The organism is Variovorax sp. P4_B11 (genome assembly GCF_056402355.1).
Genome location: NZ_JBFUHO010000065.1, coordinates 19,742 through 38,136 on the forward strand (window position 1 = coordinate 19,742; position 18,395 = coordinate 38,136).

The following is an 18,395-nucleotide window of genomic DNA, read 5'->3' on the forward strand; positions in this document are numbered from 1 at the left end:
ACGGTGGAGTCGATGCTCACCAGTGGGGTCAATTGCACTATGTGTATCACTGGTTGCCCGGGACACCGGTCCTCTTCGCACGCACCGTCATTTGTGGGAGCACGGGTCAATCCTGAAGACACACATACTTGAGTTCGAGGTAGTCCTCGATGCCATGCCGCGAGCCTTCGCGGCCCAGACCCGACTGCTTCACGCCGCCGAACGGTGCGACCTCGTTCGAGATCAGCCCGGTGTTGACGCCCACCATGCCGGTCTCGAGCGCTTCGCTGACGCGCCGGATGCGGCGCCTGTCTTCGGTGAAGACATAGGCGGCGAGTCCGAACACAGTGGCATTGGCCATCGCGATGGCGCCATCCTCGGTCTCGAAGCGGAACAGCGGCGCCACCGGCCCGAAGATCTCCTCTCGCGCGATTCGCATCGACTGAGTCATGCCGGTCAGCACCGTGGGCTTGAAGAAGTTTCCGCCGAGCGAATGGCCACTGCCGCCGGTCTGCAATTTGGCGCCCTGGGTCAGCGCATCGTCGATGTGCTGGCGCACCTTGGTGATGGCGCGCCCGTCGATCAATGGGCCTTGCGTGACGCCAGGCTCCAGGCCATTGCCTAGGCGCAGCGCCTCGACAGCCTTCACGAGCCGGCGAGCCAGCTCGTCATAGACGCCGGCTTGCACGTAGATTCGGTTGGCACACACGCAGGTCTGGCCCATGTTGCGGAACTTCGAGGCCATGATGCCGTCGACCGCGCGGTCCAGGTCGGCGTCGTCGAAGACGATCAGCGGCGCATTGCCGCCGAGCTCCAGCGACAGCTTCTTGATGGTCGGCGCGCACTGCTTCATCAGCAGCCGGCCGACGCCCGTCGAGCCGGTGAAGCTGAGCTTGCGCACCGCGTCGCTCTCGCACAGCGCCGAGCCGATCGCGGCGGCATCGCCGACCAGGATCTGCAGCACGCCGGGCGGAATGCCCGCCTCCTGCGCCAGCACGCCGAGGGCGAACGCGCTGAGCGGCGTCAGCTCGGACGGCTTGACGACGATGGTGCAGCCGGCCGCGAGCGCCGGGCCGACCTTGCGCGTGATCATCGCGGCCGGGAAGTTCCAGGGCGTGATCGCCGCGCAGACGCCGATCGGCTGCTTCAGTACCAACATGCGCTGGCCGTGGCGCTGCCCCTGCAGCACCTCGCCGTCGACGCGCTTGCCCTCCTCGCCGAACCATTCGATGAACGACGCGGCATAGGCGATCTCGCCGCGCGCCTCGGCCAGCGGCTTGCCCTGCTCGAGGGTCATCAGGCGCGCCAGGTCCTCCTGGTGCGCCAGCATCAGATCGGCCCAGCGGCGCATGATCGCAGCCCGGTCGCGCGCCGTGCGTGCGCGCCAGGCCGGCAGCGCGGCCTCGGCGCCGGCGATGGCGCGCTCGGCTTCGTCGCGGCCCATGTTCGGCACCAAGCCGACCAAGTCTCCAGTAGCGGGATCGCGAACCTCCAGGGTGCGTTCGTCGTCAGCGGCCACCCACTGGCCATCGATCAGGCAGGCGTTCTTTAGCAGTTGCGGGCGGCTGAGCCCGAGGTCGCGCAAGCTGCTCATGCCTGCAACGCGCCATCGAGGATCGTCAGCGCACGCTCGAACAGCGCATCGGGAATGGTCAGCGGAAACAGAAAGCGGATCACGTTGCCGTGCATGCCGCAGCTCAGAAGCAACAGGCCCTGCGCCAGCGCGCGTGCCTGCACGCGCCGCACGGCCTCGGGATCGGGCCCGCCAGTCGCGGGGTCGCACAGTTCGATCGCGACCATGGCACCCTGCGCGCGCACATCGGAAATGCCCTGGTTCGATTCCTTCGCCGCCAGCAGACGCGCCACCAGCCGACGGCCGAGCGCGTCGGCGCGGCCGCAGAGCTGTTCGTCCTCGATCACGTCGAGCACCGCATGGGCCGAAGCCACCGCCAGCGGATTGCCCGCGTAGGTGCCGCCCAGGCCTCCTGGCGCGGGCGCGTCCATGATCGCCGCGCGGCCGGCGACTGCCGAGAGGGGCATGCCGCCGGCAAGGCTCTTGGCCATGGTGATCAGGTCGGGCTCGACGCCGTGGTGCAGCATCGAGAACAGCTTCCCGGTCCGGCCAAAGCCGGTCTGAATCTCATCGGCAATCATCACGATGCCGTGCGCATCGCAGAGCGCGCGCAGGCCCTTCATGAGCTCTGTTGGCGCGACATTGAAGCCACCCTCGCCCTGCACCGGCTCGATGATGATCGCCGCCACGCGCTGCGGGTCGATGTCGGTCTTGAACAGCTGCGCGATGGCGGCCAGCGAGTCGGCCGCGGTCACGCCCTGCTGCGTGCTCGGGAACGGCACGTGGAACACGTCGCCCGGGAACGGGCCGAAGCCGACCTTGTACGGCGCCACCTTGCCGGTCAGCGCCAGGCCCATCAGCGTGCGGCCATGGAAGCCGCCGCCGAAGGCGATCACGCCCGGCCGCCCCGTGTGGGCGCGGGCGATCTTGATGGCGTTCTCGACCGCCTCGGCGCCCGTCGTGAAGAAGGCCGTTTTCACCGGACCGCTGATCGGCGCCAGCTTGTTCAGCCGCTCGGCCAGGGTAACGACGCTCTCATAGGGGACGATCTGGTAAGCCGTATGGGTGAAGCGCGCCAGTTGCGCAGAGATGGCGGCCTCGACGCGCGGATGTCGGTGTCCGGTGTTGAGCACGGCGATGCCAGCTGCGAAGTCGATGAACTCGCGGCCTTCGACGTCCCAGAGGCTGGCGTTCTCGGCTCGTTGGGCGAAAAAGTCGCACATCACACCGACACCACGCGGCGTAGCTGCAAGGCGTCGGTCATGGAGTTCACTGTTGGTGGTCATGGTCAAGAAAGTGGAGTGATTGCCGAAGATCTGATTGAATGTCGGATTGGCACCAATGGAAAGATCCACTTTCGTTTGTTTGGTGGTGCCAATTCAAAGAGCCAAGTATGAAATCGATCTGCGCCGACCTGGTGCTGCAGCGCCTCGCGGCCGACGTCCGCACCGCGCTGAACCGCCGGCTCTACGACTGCCTGCGCGAGGCGATCCTCGACGGCAGCCTGCCGCCGTCGAGTGCGCTGCCGGCTTCGCGCGACCTCGCGCGGGAGACTGGCATGTCGCGCAACACCGTGCTGCACGCCTATGCGCAGCTGCAGGCCGAGGGCTACCTGCATTCGCGCGTCGGCAGCGGCACCTTCGTCGCCGAGACCACGCCAGACAGCCTCCTCAGCGCGGGCCTCGCACGCAGCACCGAGCCCGCCGCCAGCTCACCGGTGCGCCTGGCGAAGCGCGCGCAGGCGCTGCTGGCCAACGCCTCGGCGGCTCCGCAGCAATGGGGAGCCTTCATGCCCGGTGTGCCCGACGTGACGCAGTTCCCGCACCGCACCTTCAGTCGCATACTCACGCGACTGTGGCGCGCACCGGCTCCGGAGCTGCTGACCTATTCGCATGGCGGCGGCCATCCGGCGCTGCGTGCCGCCATTGCCGAGCACCTGCGCGTGGCACGCTCGGTGCGCTGCGATCCAGACCAGGTGCTGGTGACCGAAGGTGTGCACCAGGCGATCGACATGACCCTGCGCATCCTGGTCGACCCACGGGACACCGTGTGGGTCGAGGAGCCGGGCTATTGGGGCTTCCACAAAGTGCTGCAGATGGGCTCAGCACGCGTGCGGCCGCTGCGCGTCGAGGCGGGGTCTGCTGCCTGGCCGCGGGGGGGGCAGCCGCCGCGGCTGATCTTCGTCACGCCGTCGCACCAGTACCCGCTGGGTTCGGTCATGAGCCTAGCGCGGCGGCGCGAGTTGCTGGACTTCGCGCGCGCATCGGGCAGCTGGATCGTGGAGGACGACTACGACAGCGAGTTCCGTTTCGCCGGCCGTCCGATTCCCGCGATGCAGGGGCTGGAGGCCGAGAGCCCAGTGATCTACGTCGGGACCTTCAGCAAGACGCTGTTCCCCGGCCTGCGCGTGGGCTATATGGTGCTGCCTCGGGCGCTGGCCGAGCCGTTTCGCACCGCCCATGCCGATCTCTACCGCGAGGGGCACGCAATCACGCAGGCTGCGCTGGCCGAACTGATCGACCAAGGTCACTACGCCGCTCACATCCGGCGCATGCGGGTGCTGTATGCGCGGCGGCGCGCGCTGCTGGCCGGACTCATCGGCGAGCGGCTCGGGCCGGCCTACCTTGATGCGCAGTCGAGCAATGCGGGGCTGCACCTGGTGCTGCGCCTGCCCGACGGCAGCGATGACGTGGCCGTCACGCAGCAGGCGCAACAGCGCGGCGTCCTAACGCGGCCGCTGTCGCGTTACTACGCGCGAGGGGGCACGCACCGCGGCCTGCTGTTGGGATACGCCTGCGTGCAGGAGGAGCACATTGCGCCGGCGTTCGAGTTGCTGCTGGGATGCTTGCGCTGAATGAAAGGTACGTCACGAAATTGCCCGATCCCAAATCCGTAGTTGGCGCTTTTCCCTGACGCTCAACGAGGGTTGCGATCTGGCTGTGGGAACTTCTGAATAGCAAGTCACCTTCTCAATGACCGGGCACTGCTCGTCGGGGACCTGATTTGGAATCAACTCCAAAAGTACCGCACCTACCTTGCGGAGAACTCTGTGCTTGCCACCCACCAGGTCGTCAAGGGCTCTGAATTTCTCCATGTCATGGTGGTGATGAACGACAAGCTGGCCGGCGGCAACCAAATTTCCTACGACAAGATTTTGGGGCTCTGTTGAATTTCAAATGGGTTGCGGGGCTTGCGGGTTGATCGCATGAAAGTCGAACTTCCCCGCGATCAGCGGTTCGAAAAAACCCAACTCAAGCCCGCGTGGCGTTCACCGCGCGCGAATCAGTCGACGAACATGCCGAACGAGTCCTGCAACGCGCGAAGAGCCTTCAGCCGGCCGGCGGTGCGGTCCTTTAGCTTGCAGGCCACCTGGTCGAGCATCAAATTGGTGAGGCTCAAGTAAGGCGCCTGCGCGTCCCAGAACAGGTTGCTCTCGGTATTGACGGTGAAGACCGCGTCGGTGCAGTCGCGAGCCCAGTGGCAGTGGGTGTCGCAAATTATCACGAGCGGGACACCCTGCTGGCGGCACTGCTGCCCCAGCAACTGGCTGAACTTTGTGTAGCGACGCATTTCGAACAGCACCAGGCATGGACGTTTCGCGCTGCCAGCGAACAACTCCGCGAAGGTGCCGTCGCGGCCATCGAGCATACCGACCCCGGGGCGCAAGTACTGCAACCGTGCCGCGAAATCGGCGGCAAGGCCGCCCAAGGTCTGGAAGCCCGCGACGAACACCTGGTCGCTCGTGGCGAGCCGCGCGACGGTCTGGTTCCACAATGGTGTGCCGACCTGCTCGTACACCGCGATCAGTGCGTTCACTTCGAGCTGGAGGTTGTCGTGCAGCGCGACACCATCGCGGTCGTTGCCGCGGATGCGGTCGAGCCGGTCGCTGACCAGCAGGCTGGGAGTGGTGGCAGTGCCGCGCAATTCGTTCTTCAGTTGATCAAACCCTCGATACCCGAGCGAGCGCAGGAACCGGCTGACTGTCATCGCGCTGACGCCCACCTTGTCCGCAATCGCAGCAGCGTGTTCGAACGGCAGCAGGTGCTCGTTGGCCAGCATGAAGCTTGCGATCCTGCGGGACGAAGGTGTCATGTCCGGGTAGGCCCCGGCTATGCGGTCGCTGAGCGTCGCGCCTACGCCACCCCCGCGCGCCGGCCGTTTCGCGGCCGTCTTCGCGGCGCTGCTCGCGCTCCGATCAGACTGGCGCGGGGACATGGTCGAACCAAGGCTGCGCCTGTTCCAGCTGGCCGGCGAGTCGAAACAGCAGGTCTTCCCGACCGAACGCCGCGCTGAACATTACACCCACCGGCAAGCCGTCCAGGCTCCAGTGCAGCGGCACCGACATGCTGGGCGCGCCGCTCATGTTGAAGAGATTGCAGAACGGGGTAAAACGCATATGCGTCCGAGTGTACGCGTCGAGGTCGGGATTGCTCATGCTCAGCGGGCCGAGTGGCACGGCGACCTGCCCCAGGGTCGGACTGAGCACGATGTCGTAGCGCTCGTGGAACGCCGCCATGCGGCGGCCGTGCTGGTGGATCCTGAGCAGCGCGTCGGCATGGTCCAGCGCGGAGAGCGTGGCTGCATGGCGAACTGCGCGCCACGTCACGGGTTCGACATCGTCCTCGCGCAGTGCGCGTCCCAGCACCGCCGCCCGCCGATGCAGGGCGCCGCTCACGCCGGTGGCTACCAGCGCCCAGGAAGCGGTTCCCAGCTCTTCCATGTTCCCGGGCAGTTGTGCCTCCTCGACGATGTGCCCGAGGCTCGAGACCAACTGCGCGGCGCTGCGGGCCGCACCAATGCACTCCGCGTCCACCGGGGAGCCGGAGAGCGGTGCCAGTTGCAGTGCCACGCGCAGCCGGCCCGGGTCGGCCCCGACCTCGCTGAGGTACTTGCGCGCGACCGGAGGGGCGGCATAAGGGTCGCCTGGCGCGGCGCCCTGGGTCGCGTCCAGCAGTGCGGCACTATCACGCACGCTTCGCGTGAGGACGTGAGCGACGCCCATGCTGCCCCAGCTTTCACCAATCACCGGGCCCAGCGGCGTGCGGGCACGGGTCGGCTTCAGCCCGAACAGGCCGCAGCAAGACGCCGGGATGCGGATCGAGCCGCCGCCGTCGCTGCCCTGGGCTGCCGGCACGATGCCGACAGCGACCGCGGCGCCGGCACCGCCCGATGATCCCCCCGAGGTGTGCTCGTGATTCCACGGATTCCGCGTAATCCCATGGAGCGCAGTCTCGGTGGAAGCGGCAAGGCCCATTTCCGGGGTGTTGGTCTTGCCGAAGATCACGAGGCCCGCCCGCTTGTAGCGCTCGACCAGCGTCGAGTCCGCAGGCGCCACGCTGTCGGCGAAAAGCTTACTGCAATTGCTCGTCGTCGTCCCGGCGAGCTGCACGGAGATGTCCTTCAGCAGGAACGGAACGCCCCTGAACGGGCCGTCCGGCAGCCCGTTTCGGATCGCCGCGCGTGCCAGATCGTAATGCGTCTGGGACAGGGCGCCGATCAGCGGGTTTACTGATTCGGCGCGATCGATGGCCGTTTGCAGTAATTCGTCGGGGGTGATGTCGCCCCTGGCCACCCGTTCGGCCAGGCCGATCGCATCGTGGCTGCGGTACTCGTCAAAAGTCAGCACGTAATCATCCTCTCGCGCGGCGCGCGTAGGCAGCCAGTATGCGCCTGTCGGCAGCGGCATGTTATTCAAACAACACCTGTTGACATAAAGATATGTCGCTAACATAATCGCACGGCACTGACATGACAGTCGAACCGCGCGCTGGCGCGAACCCGGCGACCTGCTAAAAGGAGTGTTCCCCATGAAGATTCATCTGCTCGCCTGTGGCAAGCGCGGCGCGGCGACCTTGATCGCCGCCGCCATCCTCTTCGCCCCCTGCACGGTGCTGGCGCAAAAGGCGCTTAGCTGGGGCGCCGGCGGCGACGTGGACAGCATGGACGTCCACGTCGCGGGCACCGTCAACTCGTGGCAGATATACGAGATGGTTTATGAGACGCTACTCACGACTGACAAGGACATGAGGCTTCGTCCTGGGCTGGCCGAGAGCTGGAAGCAGATATCGCCGACCAGCTATACGCTCACGCTGCGCGGGGACGCGAAATGGTCCAACGGCCGTCCGGTTGTCGCGGCCGACGTGATCGGCAGCCTTGAGCGCATCACGGGCTTGGAGACGAATGCGGCCGGCGTGGCGGCGGCGAAGACCGAAGAGGACAAGAAGAAGGCGAGCGGTAAGATCTCGTCGTACTGGTCCCGCCAATTTGGCGTCATCAAGTCGATGTCCGCGCCCGACGAGCGCACTGTCCGCGTGGAGCTTGAAAAACCGCACACTGCCTTCCTGCCGGCACTTGCGCACATCACGGCGGCGATCATCCCGATCAAGGAGCTGAAGGACGGCAGCTACGATCCGTCCAAGCAGCTCATGGGCTCCGGCCCGTTCATGGTCAGCGCCTACAAGCCCAAGGAAAGTTGGACCCTGGTGCGCAACCCGTACTACTGGCGCAAGGGCTATCCGAAGGTCGACACACTCAATGTGCTGATCATCCCGGACGACGCGGCGCGCGTGGCAGCGTTGCGAGACGGTCGGATCGACTACTCGACGTTTTCCAATCCGGACATCGGCCGCCTTGTGGCCGGTGACAAGCGCCTGGTCGTCGACACACAGGCGACGAGTAATTACTACCGCCTCGACATCAACGCGCTGTCGGACAAGTCGGCCTTCAAAGACAAGCGGGTTCGCCAAGCGATGAATCTGGCGATCGACCGCGATGCGATCGCGAACATCGTGTTTGCAGGCGCCTCGAAACCCGACTACCCGGTACCCAGCGCCTTCGGCAAGAACGCGTGCAGGGACGTCGACACCTACCGGCTGCCGCGCGCGGAGCGGCTGGACAAGGCGAAGAAGCTGATGGCCGCGGCCGGCAAGCAAAGCGTGGATGTCGAGGTGATCGCCTCAACCGCAGACCCGATCTACGCGCGAATTGCGCAGGTGATCCAGCAGAACGTGAGGCAGGTCGGCATCAACATCAAGATCCAGCAGATGCCCGCGGCCGAATACCTCAACAAGACCTTCAACAAGGGTGAGTTCGATGCCTCCCTGTCGTGGCTGGCCGGATACAGCGACCCGAGCATGGTTGTGGCCTGGTGGAACCCGAAGTATGCGGTCTGGAATACGGTGTTCCAAGAATACGTCCCGGCGCTGGCCGACTTGCTCGACAAGACGAAGAGTGCCCCTGAAGGCGCCGAGCGCGACGCCCAGCTGGCCGAGGTGTGCCGCATGATCGACGATGGAGCGAACATCCTCGCGCTGGTCACCAAGGTGGACTTCATCGTGCATCGAGGCGACACCATGGACATCCGGCTCGACCCGGTGTCAGGCTCCTCGAACACGTTCCAGTATGTGGCCGAGTTCGGCTCGAAGCGATGATGGCGCCAGCACACCAACGGAATCGGCAGCTTGCTCGCGTTCGAGCAGTGAGCGCGCGTCTGATTCCCTTCCTTGCCCCGAGGCTCGGGATCGCGGTGATCACGATGCTCGGAGTCGCTCTGATGGTCTTCGTCGCGCTTCGCCTGCTGCCCGGCGGCTACGCCGATATCCTTCTCGGGCCCTTCGCCACGCCGGAGGCGCGCGCGATGATCGGCGCGAAGTACGGACTCGATCAGCCTGTGCCCATCCAGTTCCTCAAGTGGCTCACGGCGCTGATGCGCGGCGACTTCGGCGTTTCAATGGTGAACAAGAGCCCCGTGATCGACGAGCTGCTCCGTCGGCTGCCAGTCACGGCAGAAATCGCAGTGCTGACGCTGGCGTTCGCGCTTGGCATCGGCTTTCCGCTCGGGATCGCCAGCGGGATTCGATCGAGTGCCAGCGGAACAGGGGGGGCGGGGCGGCTGGTGGGTGCACTCGGCGCCAGCGTGCCCGAGTTCGTGCTCGGCAGCGCTCTGATCTTCCTATTCTCGCGCTGGTCGCTGGGCCTGAAGGTAGGCGGCTTCGTTCCGCTGTTGCAGGACCCCTGGGAAAACCTGCGATCCGTCGTGCTGCCCACCGCTTCCCTCAGCATCTTCGGCATCGCCCTCATCCTGCGGACCACCCGGGATGCGGTCCTGAGGGTGATGACCGAGGGACATATTCTGGCAGCGGTGGCCCGTGGCGAGACGCCGAACCAGATCGTGCGGCACCACATCCTGCGCAACGCGGCTATCCCGATCGTCACCGTGACTGCTACCTATTTCGGCTTCCTGCTCGGTGGCGCGATCATCGCCGAGATCCTGTTCTCGATCCCCGGTGTCGGGTACTACATCTTCAGTTCGCTCGAGAGCCGCGACTACGCGGTGGTGCAGGCTGGTGTGCTGGTGGCGTCATTTGCCTTCATCTCGCTCAACATGCTCGCGGACGTGGCGTATGCGCTGATCGACCCACGCATTGGCGCCAAGAGGGCCAGCACGTGAAGCTACTGTCTAGCCGCGCTGCGCTGCGCGTCCTGGGGGGTGACCGGCTCGGCCTGCTCGGTGCGTGCCTGCTCGCGCTGTTCCTGTTTCTCGGCGTCTTCGGCCCCCACCTGCCGCTTCGGGATCCGACGGCGATCGGCGCGGGTGTACGGCTCGGCGCGCCGACCGCACAGTTCCTCTTCGGCACCGACGAACTCGGCCGGGACTATCTGCCACGCGTGGTCGAAGGCATTGGTGCGACCTTCCTGCTGTCCTCGATCGCGGTGGTCATCACCGCAGTCATCGGCGCTTTCCTGGGTATCGCCGCCGGCTACCTGGGCGGGGCCGTCGACAGTGTGATCGCGCGCTGCGCGGACGTGCTGTTCGCCTTTCCGGCGCTGCTGTTCGGGTTGCTCGCCGCCGCCGTGATTGGCCCGGGCAGCACATCTGCCATCGTCGTGATCTCCACGGCGACGCTGCCGTTGTTCATTCGCGTGATTCGTTCAGTGTCGCTCACAGTAGGGGAGCGCGAATTCGTCGTCTCGTCGGTCATCGCCGGCGCGTCGACGATGCGCGTGATGGTGGTGCACATCCTGCCGAACGTCATGGGCGCAGCCATCGTCCAGCTGACCTACGCGCTGTCGGTCGGCATGCTGATCGAGAGTGGACTGAGCTTCCTCGGGCTGGGCGTGCAACCGCCGAGCGCGTCGCTCGGCTCGCTGCTCCGGCTCGGGAGCGTCTACCTCACGGTGGCGCCATGGCTGGTATTGATCCCCGGCGTCGTGCTGGCGTTAGCGATCGCATCCGTCAACTTACTTGGCGACGCTATCCGGGATGGTTTGGAGCCCCTGCGTGGGAGGCCACTGACATGACGAAACGAGTTGAAATCCGGGATCTCGTAGTGTCGTACGCGTCGCGCGACAGGTCGATTTTCGCACTCGATGGCGTGAGCCTTGCGATCGCCGCCGACGAGACGATCGGCATCGTCGGGGAAAGTGGGTCAGGCAAGTCCACACTCGGCATGACCATCGGCCGCTTGCTGGCTCCGAATGCATCTTTCGACGGCGGCGACGTCTTGGTCGAAGGCCATTCGATTCTGCGCTGCACGGACGCGCAACTGCGCGCCGTCCGACGCGACCGGCTCGGGTTCGTGTTCCAAAACCCGATGTTGGCACTGGACCCGACGATGCGCATTGGCCGCCAGATCGCCCTCGCGCTGAACTTGCCTGCCGGGTCGGCCCGCATCGTCGAACTGCTCGCGAAAGCGAGCCTGAGCGATCCCGCCAGGGTTGCGGCCTGCTTCCCACACGAATTGTCCGGCGGGATGGCGCAGCGGGTGGTGATCGCCCTGGCGATCGCGCGCAACCCCGCGGTCGTGATCGCCGACGAACCGACCGCGTCCCTTGATGCCTCCATTACAGGCGCGATACTCGACTTGCTTATGGCGCTCGGCCGCGACACTGGCGCCAGCTTGGTGATCATGAGCCACGATTTGCGGATGGTCGCCCGGCGCTGCGCGCGCATCCTCGTCATGTATGGCGGCCGCGTCGTTGAGGCAGGCGAGAGCCGCCAGGTCTTCGCCGCGCCCCGTCACCCCTACACGCAGGCGTTGGTGCGGGCTGCGGCCGGTAACGAAGGCCCCGGTGGCCAGCTTCAACCTATTCCCGGAGTGCCGCCCGTGCTGCACCAGCGATCAACCAATTGCGCATTCGCGGCGCGCTGCGCGCATGCGCAGCCGATCTGTCACAGCCAGCGCCCGGCTGATGTCAACCTGCAAGGACGGGTCGTCGCGTGCCACTTTGCGCTCGACGGCAACGCTGTTCCTGCCGAGACCTTGGAAGCGACGTGATGGTCACCGCCCAACCTACCATCCAGTTGCGCGGACTCGGTGTCACCTACCGCAAGGGTCCGCCTTGGCACCGCATCGCCGTACCCGCCGTCAATCGGGTCGACCTCGACATCGCCCCGGGCGAAACGGTCGGCCTGGTCGGCGAATCCGGATCGGGCAAGACAACGCTGGGGAGGATCATGCTCGGTCTCGTGCGGCCCACCTTCGGGACTTTTCTGTTCGAAGGCAAGCCGTTCGATCCCGTCGTGCGGCGGCAGGGCGCGCTGTCGGTGGTCTTCCAGCATCCGGAGTGGGCGTTGAACCCTCGCCTGCGCTGCGGCGCCTCGATTTCCGAGCCGTTGCTGATCCAGAAACTCGGCGACCGCGCCGAGCGACAGCGCCGGGTCGCCGCCATGCTCGCCGAGGTCGGCCTCGACGGCGAGCTCGCTGCCCGCTACCCGGGCGAGCTGTCGGGCGGGCAGCGCCAGCGCATGGCGATCGCACGGGCGCTGATCACGAGCCCACGGTTTATCGTGTTCGACGAGGCAGTGAGCGCGCTCGACGTCTCGGTGCAGAGCCAGATCCTGAATCTGATCCGCGGCCTGCAACAGCAGCACCGCTTCGCCGCACTGTTCATTTCGCACGATCTCGCGGCGACCCGCTACGTCTCGCACCGGATCGCGGTCATGCGCGCCGGCGACTTGGTGGAAGTCGCTTCCGCGCAGCAGTTCTATACCCGTCCTGAGCACCCGTACAGCCGTGCGCTGCACGATTCGATCGTCTGACGACCCCGACCGCGCGAGTCGATTCCTGGAGACCCTGTTTGAAGCCTTTCTCTATCGCTGGCCTGCAAATCGCCCTGGCGCCCGGGGACAATCGAGACCGCATCGAGCACGAAATCGCGTCGACGGTGAAGCGCTTTCCATGGGTGCAGATGGTCCTGTTGCCTGAACTTGCCTCGTTCGGCTCGGCGCTCGGCAGCGCCGAGCCATTGCCGGGACCGACCGAGGCGCGTTATCAGGCGCTCGCCCGAAAGCTCGGCATCTGGCTCGTGCCCGGATCGCTGTACGAACGGGAAGGTGACCGCATCTACAACACCGCCATCGCGATCGACCCAGCGGGCATCACCGTTGCCCGCTATCGCAAGATCTATCCGTTTCTGCCTTACGAAGCCGGCGTCACCCATGGCAGGGAATGCGTGGTGTTCGACGTCCCGGAGGTCGGGCGCTTCGGCCTGTCGATCTGCTACGACCAATGGTTTCCGGAAGTGGCCCGAGCTCTCGCGTGGAAAGGGGCGGAAGTCATCCTGCATCCCACGCTCACCAGCACCACCGATCGTGCCCAGGAGCTTGTGCTGGCGCAGGCGAACGCCATCGTGAACCAGTGCTACTTTGTGGACATCAACAATGCGGGGGAGCTTGGCAACGGCCGCTCGATCATTGTCGGGCCCGAAGGCGAGGTCATCCACCAGGCCGGCGAGCACAACGAGGTCATTCCGGTGACGCTCGTCCTGGAGCGGGTCCGCGCGTCCCGCAGGCGCGGGATCAACGGGCTGGGCCAGATGCTGAAGTCCTTTCGCGATACGCGCGTCGATTACCCGTGCTACGCGAACCCGCCGGCCGATTCGCAAAGCTTGCGGGAGTTGGGACCGCTGACGCTGCCGGCGCGCGGCGAGTAATTGTGAATGCGCGCCAGCGCGATGGAGGAACACAATGAGCACCTTGACCTCAAGCACCTTGAATGAACAGCAGATCCTGGGCGCCGTCCGCAGTTTGAAAGGGGAGTGCGTCGACATGCTGTGCGAACTGGTGGCGCATGCGTCGCTGCTGGGGGATGAAGCCCCGGCGCAGGCCGTGATGGCGCGCAAGTTTGGCCAACTCGGGCTGAAGGTCGATGAGTTCGAGATCGATGAATCGAAGATCCAGCAGCATCCGGGCTACTCGCCTTCGCTCATTTCATACCACGGCCGACGCAACGTGGTGGGCGTGCACAGACCGCGTGGCGCCACAACCGGTCGCTCGCTGATCCTGAACGGACACATCGACGTGGTGCCGATCGGCCATCCGCAGCTGTGGGCGACGCCGCCCTTCGAGCCGCGCATTGTCGGCGATCGCGTCTACGGGCGTGGTGCTGCCGACATGAAGGCGGGCATCGTCGCCTACACGATGGCGTTCAAGGCGTTGCTCCAGCTTGGCTTCGAACCGGCAGCGCCGCTCTACCTGCAGTCTGTAATCGAGGAGGAGTGCACCGGCAACGGTGCGCTGGCCTGCCTGGTCGCCGGCTACACGGCGGATGCGGCACTGATCCCGGAGCCTAGCCAGGAATGCGTCATGACTGCCCAGATCGGCGTGATGTGGATGGCGATCGAAGTCTTTGGCGTGCCCGTGCATGCGTCGCGTGCACAGGAGGGCATTGCCGCGACCGAGTTCGCCCAATACCTGGTCGACGAACTGCGCGCCCTGGAGCGGCAGTGGAACCAGCCCGAAGTGCGCCATCCGATGTACTGCGAGCATGCGCACCCGATCAACTTCAACCTTGGCCGGCTGGCGGGCGGCGAGTGGACCTCATCGGTGCCCACGCATTGCCGCGCGGACTTGCGAATCGGCTACTACCCGGGGCGGCCAGTCGTTGAGGTGCAGGCCGAGATCGAAGCATTGCTGAAGGCAGCGCATGCCCGGCATCCGCGCGCCGCCAACGTCCGGTACGAGGTGGTCTACGGCGGATTTCAATCCGAGGGCGTCGTGGTTGACATGGAAGCGCCCGTGATCTCCACCTTGATGCGGTGCCACCAGGACCTGCTGGAGGCCCAGCCCGGAACAACCGCCTTCACGGCAACGACCGACGTGAAGTTCTTTCACCTCTACGGAAAGATCCCGTCGACTTGCTACGGGCCCACCGGCGAGAGCATTCACGGCGTCGACGAATGGGTATCGATCGAGAGCCTGCAGCGCGTGACGGCGGTCTACGCCCTGTTCATTGCAAGGTGGTGCGGAGTAAATCGGCTTGCGGACCGTTCTGGAGCTCGTTGATCCGGCGTACCACTGCGGTACGCAGCCGGCAGGCGCTTTTTTGCCCGCGCGCCGGCGAACAACTGGCGTCTACATGTCGACCACCCACCTTGCCGCCCCGCAGGCGGCCGATGCAGACCGCGTGCCGCCGAACAGCCCCGACTGGCGCCGTCGCAAGGACGAGGCCACGCCGCGTGGCGTCGCGGTGCAGCAGACCTTCTACGCCGCCCGTGCCGAGAACGCCGAGCTGATCGACGACTACCTCGTCACCAAATACGTGGCCCTGGCGGGCCTGTGAGCCGCATCCGATGAACCACCGCACCACCTCCACCGAACTGGCCGGCGCCGACGCCAACGACGTCAAAGGCACGCTGTCCTATGTCCAGCCCACGGCCGTCAGCCCCTGGGGCACTTACCTCACGCAGGTCGACCGCGTCGTGCCGTACCTCGGCCCGCTGGCGCGCTGGGCCGAGACGCTCAAGCGCCCCAAGCGTGCGCTGATCGTCGACATCCCGGTCGAGCTGGACAACGGCGCGGTGGCCCACTTCGAGGGCTACCGCGTGCAGCACAACCTGTCGCGCGGGCCCGGCAAGGGCGGCGTGCGCTACCACCCCGATGTGACGCTGGAAGAGGTGATGGCGCTGTCGGCCTGGATGACGGTGAAGAACGCGGCCGTGAACCTGCCGTACGGCGGCGCCAAGGGCGGTATCCGCGTCGACCCGAAGGGGTTGTCCATCAAGGAGCTGGAGCGCATCACGCGGCGCTACACCAGCGAGATCGGCATCATCATCGGGCCGCAGCAGGACATCCCGGCGCCCGACGTCAACACCAACGCACAGGTGATGGCGTGGATGATGGACACCTACTCGATGAACACAGGCGCCACCGCCACCGGCGTGGTCACTGGCAAGCCGCTGCACCTGGGCGGCTCGCTAGGCCGCGTCAAGGCCACCGGCCGCGGCGTGTTCGTCACCGGCCGCGAGGCGATGCAGCGATTGGGCATTGAGCTGGCCGGCGCGCGCGTCGCGGTGCAGGGCTTCGGCAATGTCGGCGGCGTGGCGGCTGAACTGTTCGCGCAGGCCGGCGCGCGCATCGTCGCAGCGCAGGACCACACCGGCACCGTATACCAGTCCGGCGGCCTGGACGTGGCGGCGCTACAGGCCCACGTGGCACAGCATGGCGGCGTGCATGCTTTTGCGGGCGCCGAGGTGCTGGGCGACGATGCCTTCTGGGACGTACCCACAGAGGTGCTGATTCCGGCCGCGCTGGAAGGTCAATTGACCGCGGAGCGGGCCGGGCGCTTGGCCGCGCGGCTGGTGCTCGAGGGCGCCAACGGGCCAACCGTGCCGCGGGCCGATGACATCTTGGCCGAGCGCGGCATCACCGTGGTGCCCGACGTGATCTGCAATGCCGGCGGCGTCACGGTGTCGTACTTCGAATGGGTGCAAGACTTTTCCAGTTTCTTCTGGACCGAGGAGGAGATCAACCAGCGACTGGACAAGATCATCCTCGATGCCTTCCGGCACATCTGGCACACGGCTGACACGCACTGCATCGGGCTGCGCACGGCGGCCTTCGTTGTGGCCTGCTCGCGCATCCTGACGGCGCGGCAGGAACGCGGCCTGTACCCCTGACGCGATGGCCAGCCCCGTGCATCGCATCGTAGTGGTTGGGGGGGGCGCCGGTGGCCTGGAGCTGGCGACGCGGTTGGGCAATCGCCTGGGCCGCCGCGGCTGTGCCCACGTCACGCTCATCGACCGCAACCGCACCCACTTCTGGAAGCCCCACCTCCACGAGATTGCCGCCGGCAGCATGAACCTCGGCCTGCACGAGCTGAGCTACATGGCGCAGGCGCACTGGCATGGCTTCACCGACCGCATCGGCGAGATGACCGGGCTGGACCGCGACCGCCGCGTCGTGCAGGTGGCGCCGCATCTCGATGAGCACGGCCGGCCGGTGACGCCGGCGCGCGAGTTCCCGTACGACACGCTGGTCATCGCGGTCGGCAGCCAGACCAACGACTTCGGCACGCCCGGCGTGCGCGAACACGCGGTGGCGCTGGAGACACCGGCCGATGCCGAGCGCTTCCACCGTCGGCTGGTCAACGCCTGCATCCGCGCCCATGCGCAGAGCTCGCCGTTGGCGCCCTGGCAGTTGAAGGTGGCCATCATCGGCGCCGGTGCCACCGGCGTGGAACTGGCCGCCGAGCTGCAGCGCACGATGCGCGAGCTGATCAGCTACGGCCTCGACCGGCTCGACCATGCGCGGCACATCGGCATCCACCTCATCGAGGCCGGCCCGCGTGTGCTGCCGGCGCTGCCCGAGCGGCTGTCGGCCGGTGCCCTGCGGCAGTTGCAGGCCCAGCACGTGACCGTGCACACCGGCGCCCGCGTCGCCGCGGTGGACGGGCAGGGCGTGCAGCTGGCCGACGGCCGGCGCATCGATGCCGAGCTGGTGGTGTGGGCCGCGGGCATCCGCGCGCCGGCATTTTTGACCGGGCTGGGATTGGAAACCAATGCATTGAACCAGCTGAAGGTGCTGCCGACGCTGCAGACCACGCAGGACGAGCACGTGTTCGCCGTTGGCGACTGTGCCGCCTGCCCATGGCTGGGCCGCGAGCCGGCTACCGTGCCGCCGCGCGCGCAAGCCGCGCACCAGCAGGCCACGCATGTGGCCGATGCCCTGGCGCGCCGGCTGCGCGGCCGGCCGCTCAAGCCTTGGCACTACCGCGACTTCGGCTCGTTGGTCTCGCTGGGGCGCTACAGCACGGTGGGCAACCTGATGGGCAGCCTGAAGGGGGGCACGCTGTGGCTGGACGGGTACTTCGCGTGGGTGATGTACCTGTCGCTCTACCAGATGCACCAGCACGTGCTGCATGGCGCGGCACGGGTCGTGCTCAACATGCTCGGGCACTTCTTCACGCGCCGCACCCGCCCGCGCGTGAAGCTCCATTGAGCCGTTGGGGCATGGCACCCCCACGGGTTACGCACACGAGGGAATAGTCGAGGCGGCAACGGATTCACAAATTGGCTGCACATACCCGGACGACAAAGATCGAACGGCAGCCGTCGCAAACGGGGCGATCGATCAGGGTAGTGATCGCCACCTGGCAGTTGGAGGGGCCGACACTGGCAGTCGGCGCAATGTGTTTGGCAACGAGGAAGAGACAAATGACATCACTGAACCGAATGGTCATCGCGCTGGCGCAGGCCGACAAGCCGTTGGTGTACGCCATGTAAACCGACATCAAGGACTGGGATCCGTCGATCGCCGCATCGACCGAAGTCATCCTGCTGTCCAACGTCTACGAGCCGTTGGTCTGATGCAACCGGCTCTGTCGCAATAGCAGCGCCGGCCTGAGCGAGCGTGGTTTCTCGGTGTCGCTCAGAAAGCCAGCAAATAAAACTGCGATGCCGCGGGCGAGGCTTGGCTTTGGGCGCGGTGGAGTTGGCCCTTCTTGATCATGTGCATCAACTCAATGCCGGCAATCAGGATACGTGCGCAGCGAAAGGACTTGAACCCCAGCATGGGACGCACGACACGTTTGATCGCGCGATGGTCCTGCTCCACGACGTTATT

Annotated in this window: 18 protein-coding genes; 12 read left to right on the plus strand and 6 right to left on the minus strand. The window is 66.1% G+C overall.

What is annotated here, in order from left to right; all coding sequences use genetic code 11:
- Positions 1-106 precede the first annotated feature (106 nt).
- Both AC1DYD_RS34400 and AC1DYD_RS34405 read right to left on the minus strand, forming a co-directional pair.
- On the minus strand, positions 107-1,573 hold the full coding sequence (locus tag AC1DYD_RS34400; protein ID WP_478177216.1) for an NAD-dependent succinate-semialdehyde dehydrogenase: 1,467 nt from the start codon (positions 1,571-1,573) through the stop codon (positions 107-109).
- Positions 1,570-2,838 carry a 4-aminobutyrate--2-oxoglutarate transaminase gene (locus AC1DYD_RS34405; protein WP_478177217.1) on the minus strand — a complete coding sequence of 423 codons (1,269 nt, stop codon included), beginning with the start codon at positions 2,836-2,838 and terminating at the stop codon, positions 1,570-1,572. The genes AC1DYD_RS34400 and AC1DYD_RS34405 overlap by 4 nt, the downstream gene beginning before the upstream one ends.
- On the opposite strand from AC1DYD_RS34405, the gene AC1DYD_RS34410 reads away from it, so the two are divergent.
- Together AC1DYD_RS34410 and pdxR are read left to right on the plus strand one after the other, a co-directional pair.
- Positions 2,815-2,949, plus strand: coding sequence for a hypothetical protein (locus AC1DYD_RS34410; protein WP_478177232.1), 135 nt, complete (start codon positions 2,815-2,817; stop codon positions 2,947-2,949). The two genes, AC1DYD_RS34405 and AC1DYD_RS34410, sit on opposite strands and share 24 nt — an antisense overlap.
- Complete coding sequence (pdxR, locus tag AC1DYD_RS34415; protein ID WP_478177218.1) at positions 2,946-4,406, plus strand: MocR-like pyridoxine biosynthesis transcription factor PdxR; 1,461 nt, start codon at positions 2,946-2,948, stop codon at positions 4,404-4,406. Before AC1DYD_RS34410 ends, pdxR begins: the two co-directional genes overlap by 4 nt.
- Positions 4,407-4,834: 428 nt before the next feature.
- Here pdxR and AC1DYD_RS34420 read toward each other — a convergent pair whose 3' ends face one another.
- Together AC1DYD_RS34420 and AC1DYD_RS34425 are read right to left on the minus strand one after the other, a co-directional pair.
- On the minus strand, positions 4,835-5,767 hold the full coding sequence (locus tag AC1DYD_RS34420) for a MurR/RpiR family transcriptional regulator (RefSeq protein WP_478177219.1): 933 nt from the start codon (positions 5,765-5,767) through the stop codon (positions 4,835-4,837).
- Positions 5,748-7,178, minus strand: a complete 1,431-nt coding sequence (locus tag AC1DYD_RS34425; protein WP_478177220.1) for an amidase — start codon at positions 7,176-7,178, stop codon at positions 5,748-5,750. Before AC1DYD_RS34425 ends, AC1DYD_RS34420 begins: the two co-directional genes overlap by 20 nt.
- 181 nt (positions 7,179-7,359) lie before the next feature.
- On the opposite strand from AC1DYD_RS34425, the gene AC1DYD_RS34430 reads away from it, so the two are divergent.
- The 10 genes from AC1DYD_RS34430 (at position 7,360) to AC1DYD_RS34475 (ending at position 17,771) form a co-directional block, all read left to right on the plus strand.
- Complete coding sequence (locus AC1DYD_RS34430; RefSeq protein WP_478177221.1) at positions 7,360-8,982, plus strand: ABC transporter substrate-binding protein; 1,623 nt, start codon at positions 7,360-7,362, stop codon at positions 8,980-8,982.
- Positions 8,982-10,001: an ABC transporter permease gene (locus AC1DYD_RS34435; protein WP_478177222.1), complete on the plus strand. Its 1,020-nt coding sequence runs from the start codon at positions 8,982-8,984 to the stop codon at positions 9,999-10,001. Before AC1DYD_RS34430 ends, AC1DYD_RS34435 begins: the two co-directional genes overlap by 1 nt.
- Positions 9,998-10,852: an ABC transporter permease gene (locus AC1DYD_RS34440; RefSeq protein WP_478177223.1), complete on the plus strand. Its 855-nt coding sequence runs from the start codon at positions 9,998-10,000 to the stop codon at positions 10,850-10,852. Before AC1DYD_RS34435 ends, AC1DYD_RS34440 begins: the two co-directional genes overlap by 4 nt.
- A complete protein-coding gene (locus tag AC1DYD_RS34445; protein ID WP_478177224.1) occupies positions 10,849-11,829 on the plus strand; it encodes an ABC transporter ATP-binding protein in 981 nt (326 codons plus the stop codon). Before AC1DYD_RS34440 ends, AC1DYD_RS34445 begins: the two co-directional genes overlap by 4 nt.
- Positions 11,829-12,593: an ATP-binding cassette domain-containing protein gene (locus AC1DYD_RS34450; protein WP_478177225.1), complete on the plus strand. Its 765-nt coding sequence runs from the start codon at positions 11,829-11,831 to the stop codon at positions 12,591-12,593. The genes AC1DYD_RS34445 and AC1DYD_RS34450 overlap by 1 nt, the downstream gene beginning before the upstream one ends.
- Before the next feature lie 38 nt (positions 12,594-12,631).
- Positions 12,632-13,486, plus strand: a complete 855-nt coding sequence (locus AC1DYD_RS34455) for a carbon-nitrogen hydrolase family protein (RefSeq protein ID WP_478177226.1) — start codon at positions 12,632-12,634, stop codon at positions 13,484-13,486.
- A 34-nt stretch (positions 13,487-13,520) separates the two neighbouring features.
- Positions 13,521-14,837: a M20 family metallopeptidase gene (locus AC1DYD_RS34460; RefSeq protein WP_478177227.1), complete on the plus strand. Its 1,317-nt coding sequence runs from the start codon at positions 13,521-13,523 to the stop codon at positions 14,835-14,837.
- 73 nt (positions 14,838-14,910) lie between these two features.
- Positions 14,911-15,114: a hypothetical protein gene (locus AC1DYD_RS34465; protein ID WP_478177233.1), complete on the plus strand. Its 204-nt coding sequence runs from the start codon at positions 14,911-14,913 to the stop codon at positions 15,112-15,114.
- A 10-nt stretch (positions 15,115-15,124) separates the two neighbouring features.
- A complete protein-coding gene (locus AC1DYD_RS34470) occupies positions 15,125-16,450 on the plus strand; it encodes a Glu/Leu/Phe/Val family dehydrogenase (RefSeq protein ID WP_478177228.1) in 1,326 nt (441 codons plus the stop codon).
- A 4-nt stretch (positions 16,451-16,454) separates the two neighbouring features.
- Positions 16,455-17,771, plus strand: coding sequence for an NAD(P)/FAD-dependent oxidoreductase (locus tag AC1DYD_RS34475; protein WP_478177229.1), 1,317 nt, complete (start codon positions 16,455-16,457; stop codon positions 17,769-17,771).
- Between the two features lie 64 nt (positions 17,772-17,835).
- On the opposite strand, the gene AC1DYD_RS34480 is transcribed toward AC1DYD_RS34475, so the two are convergent.
- The gene (locus tag AC1DYD_RS34480) at positions 17,836-18,105 is read right to left on the minus strand and encodes a hypothetical protein (protein ID WP_478177230.1); all 270 of its coding nucleotides are present in this window, start codon (positions 18,103-18,105) and stop codon (positions 17,836-17,838) included.
- 95 nt (positions 18,106-18,200) lie between these two features.
- Positions 18,201-18,395, minus strand: a 195-nt coding sequence (locus AC1DYD_RS34485) for a DDE-type integrase/transposase/recombinase (protein ID WP_478175120.1), incomplete at its 5' end; no start/stop codon positions are given.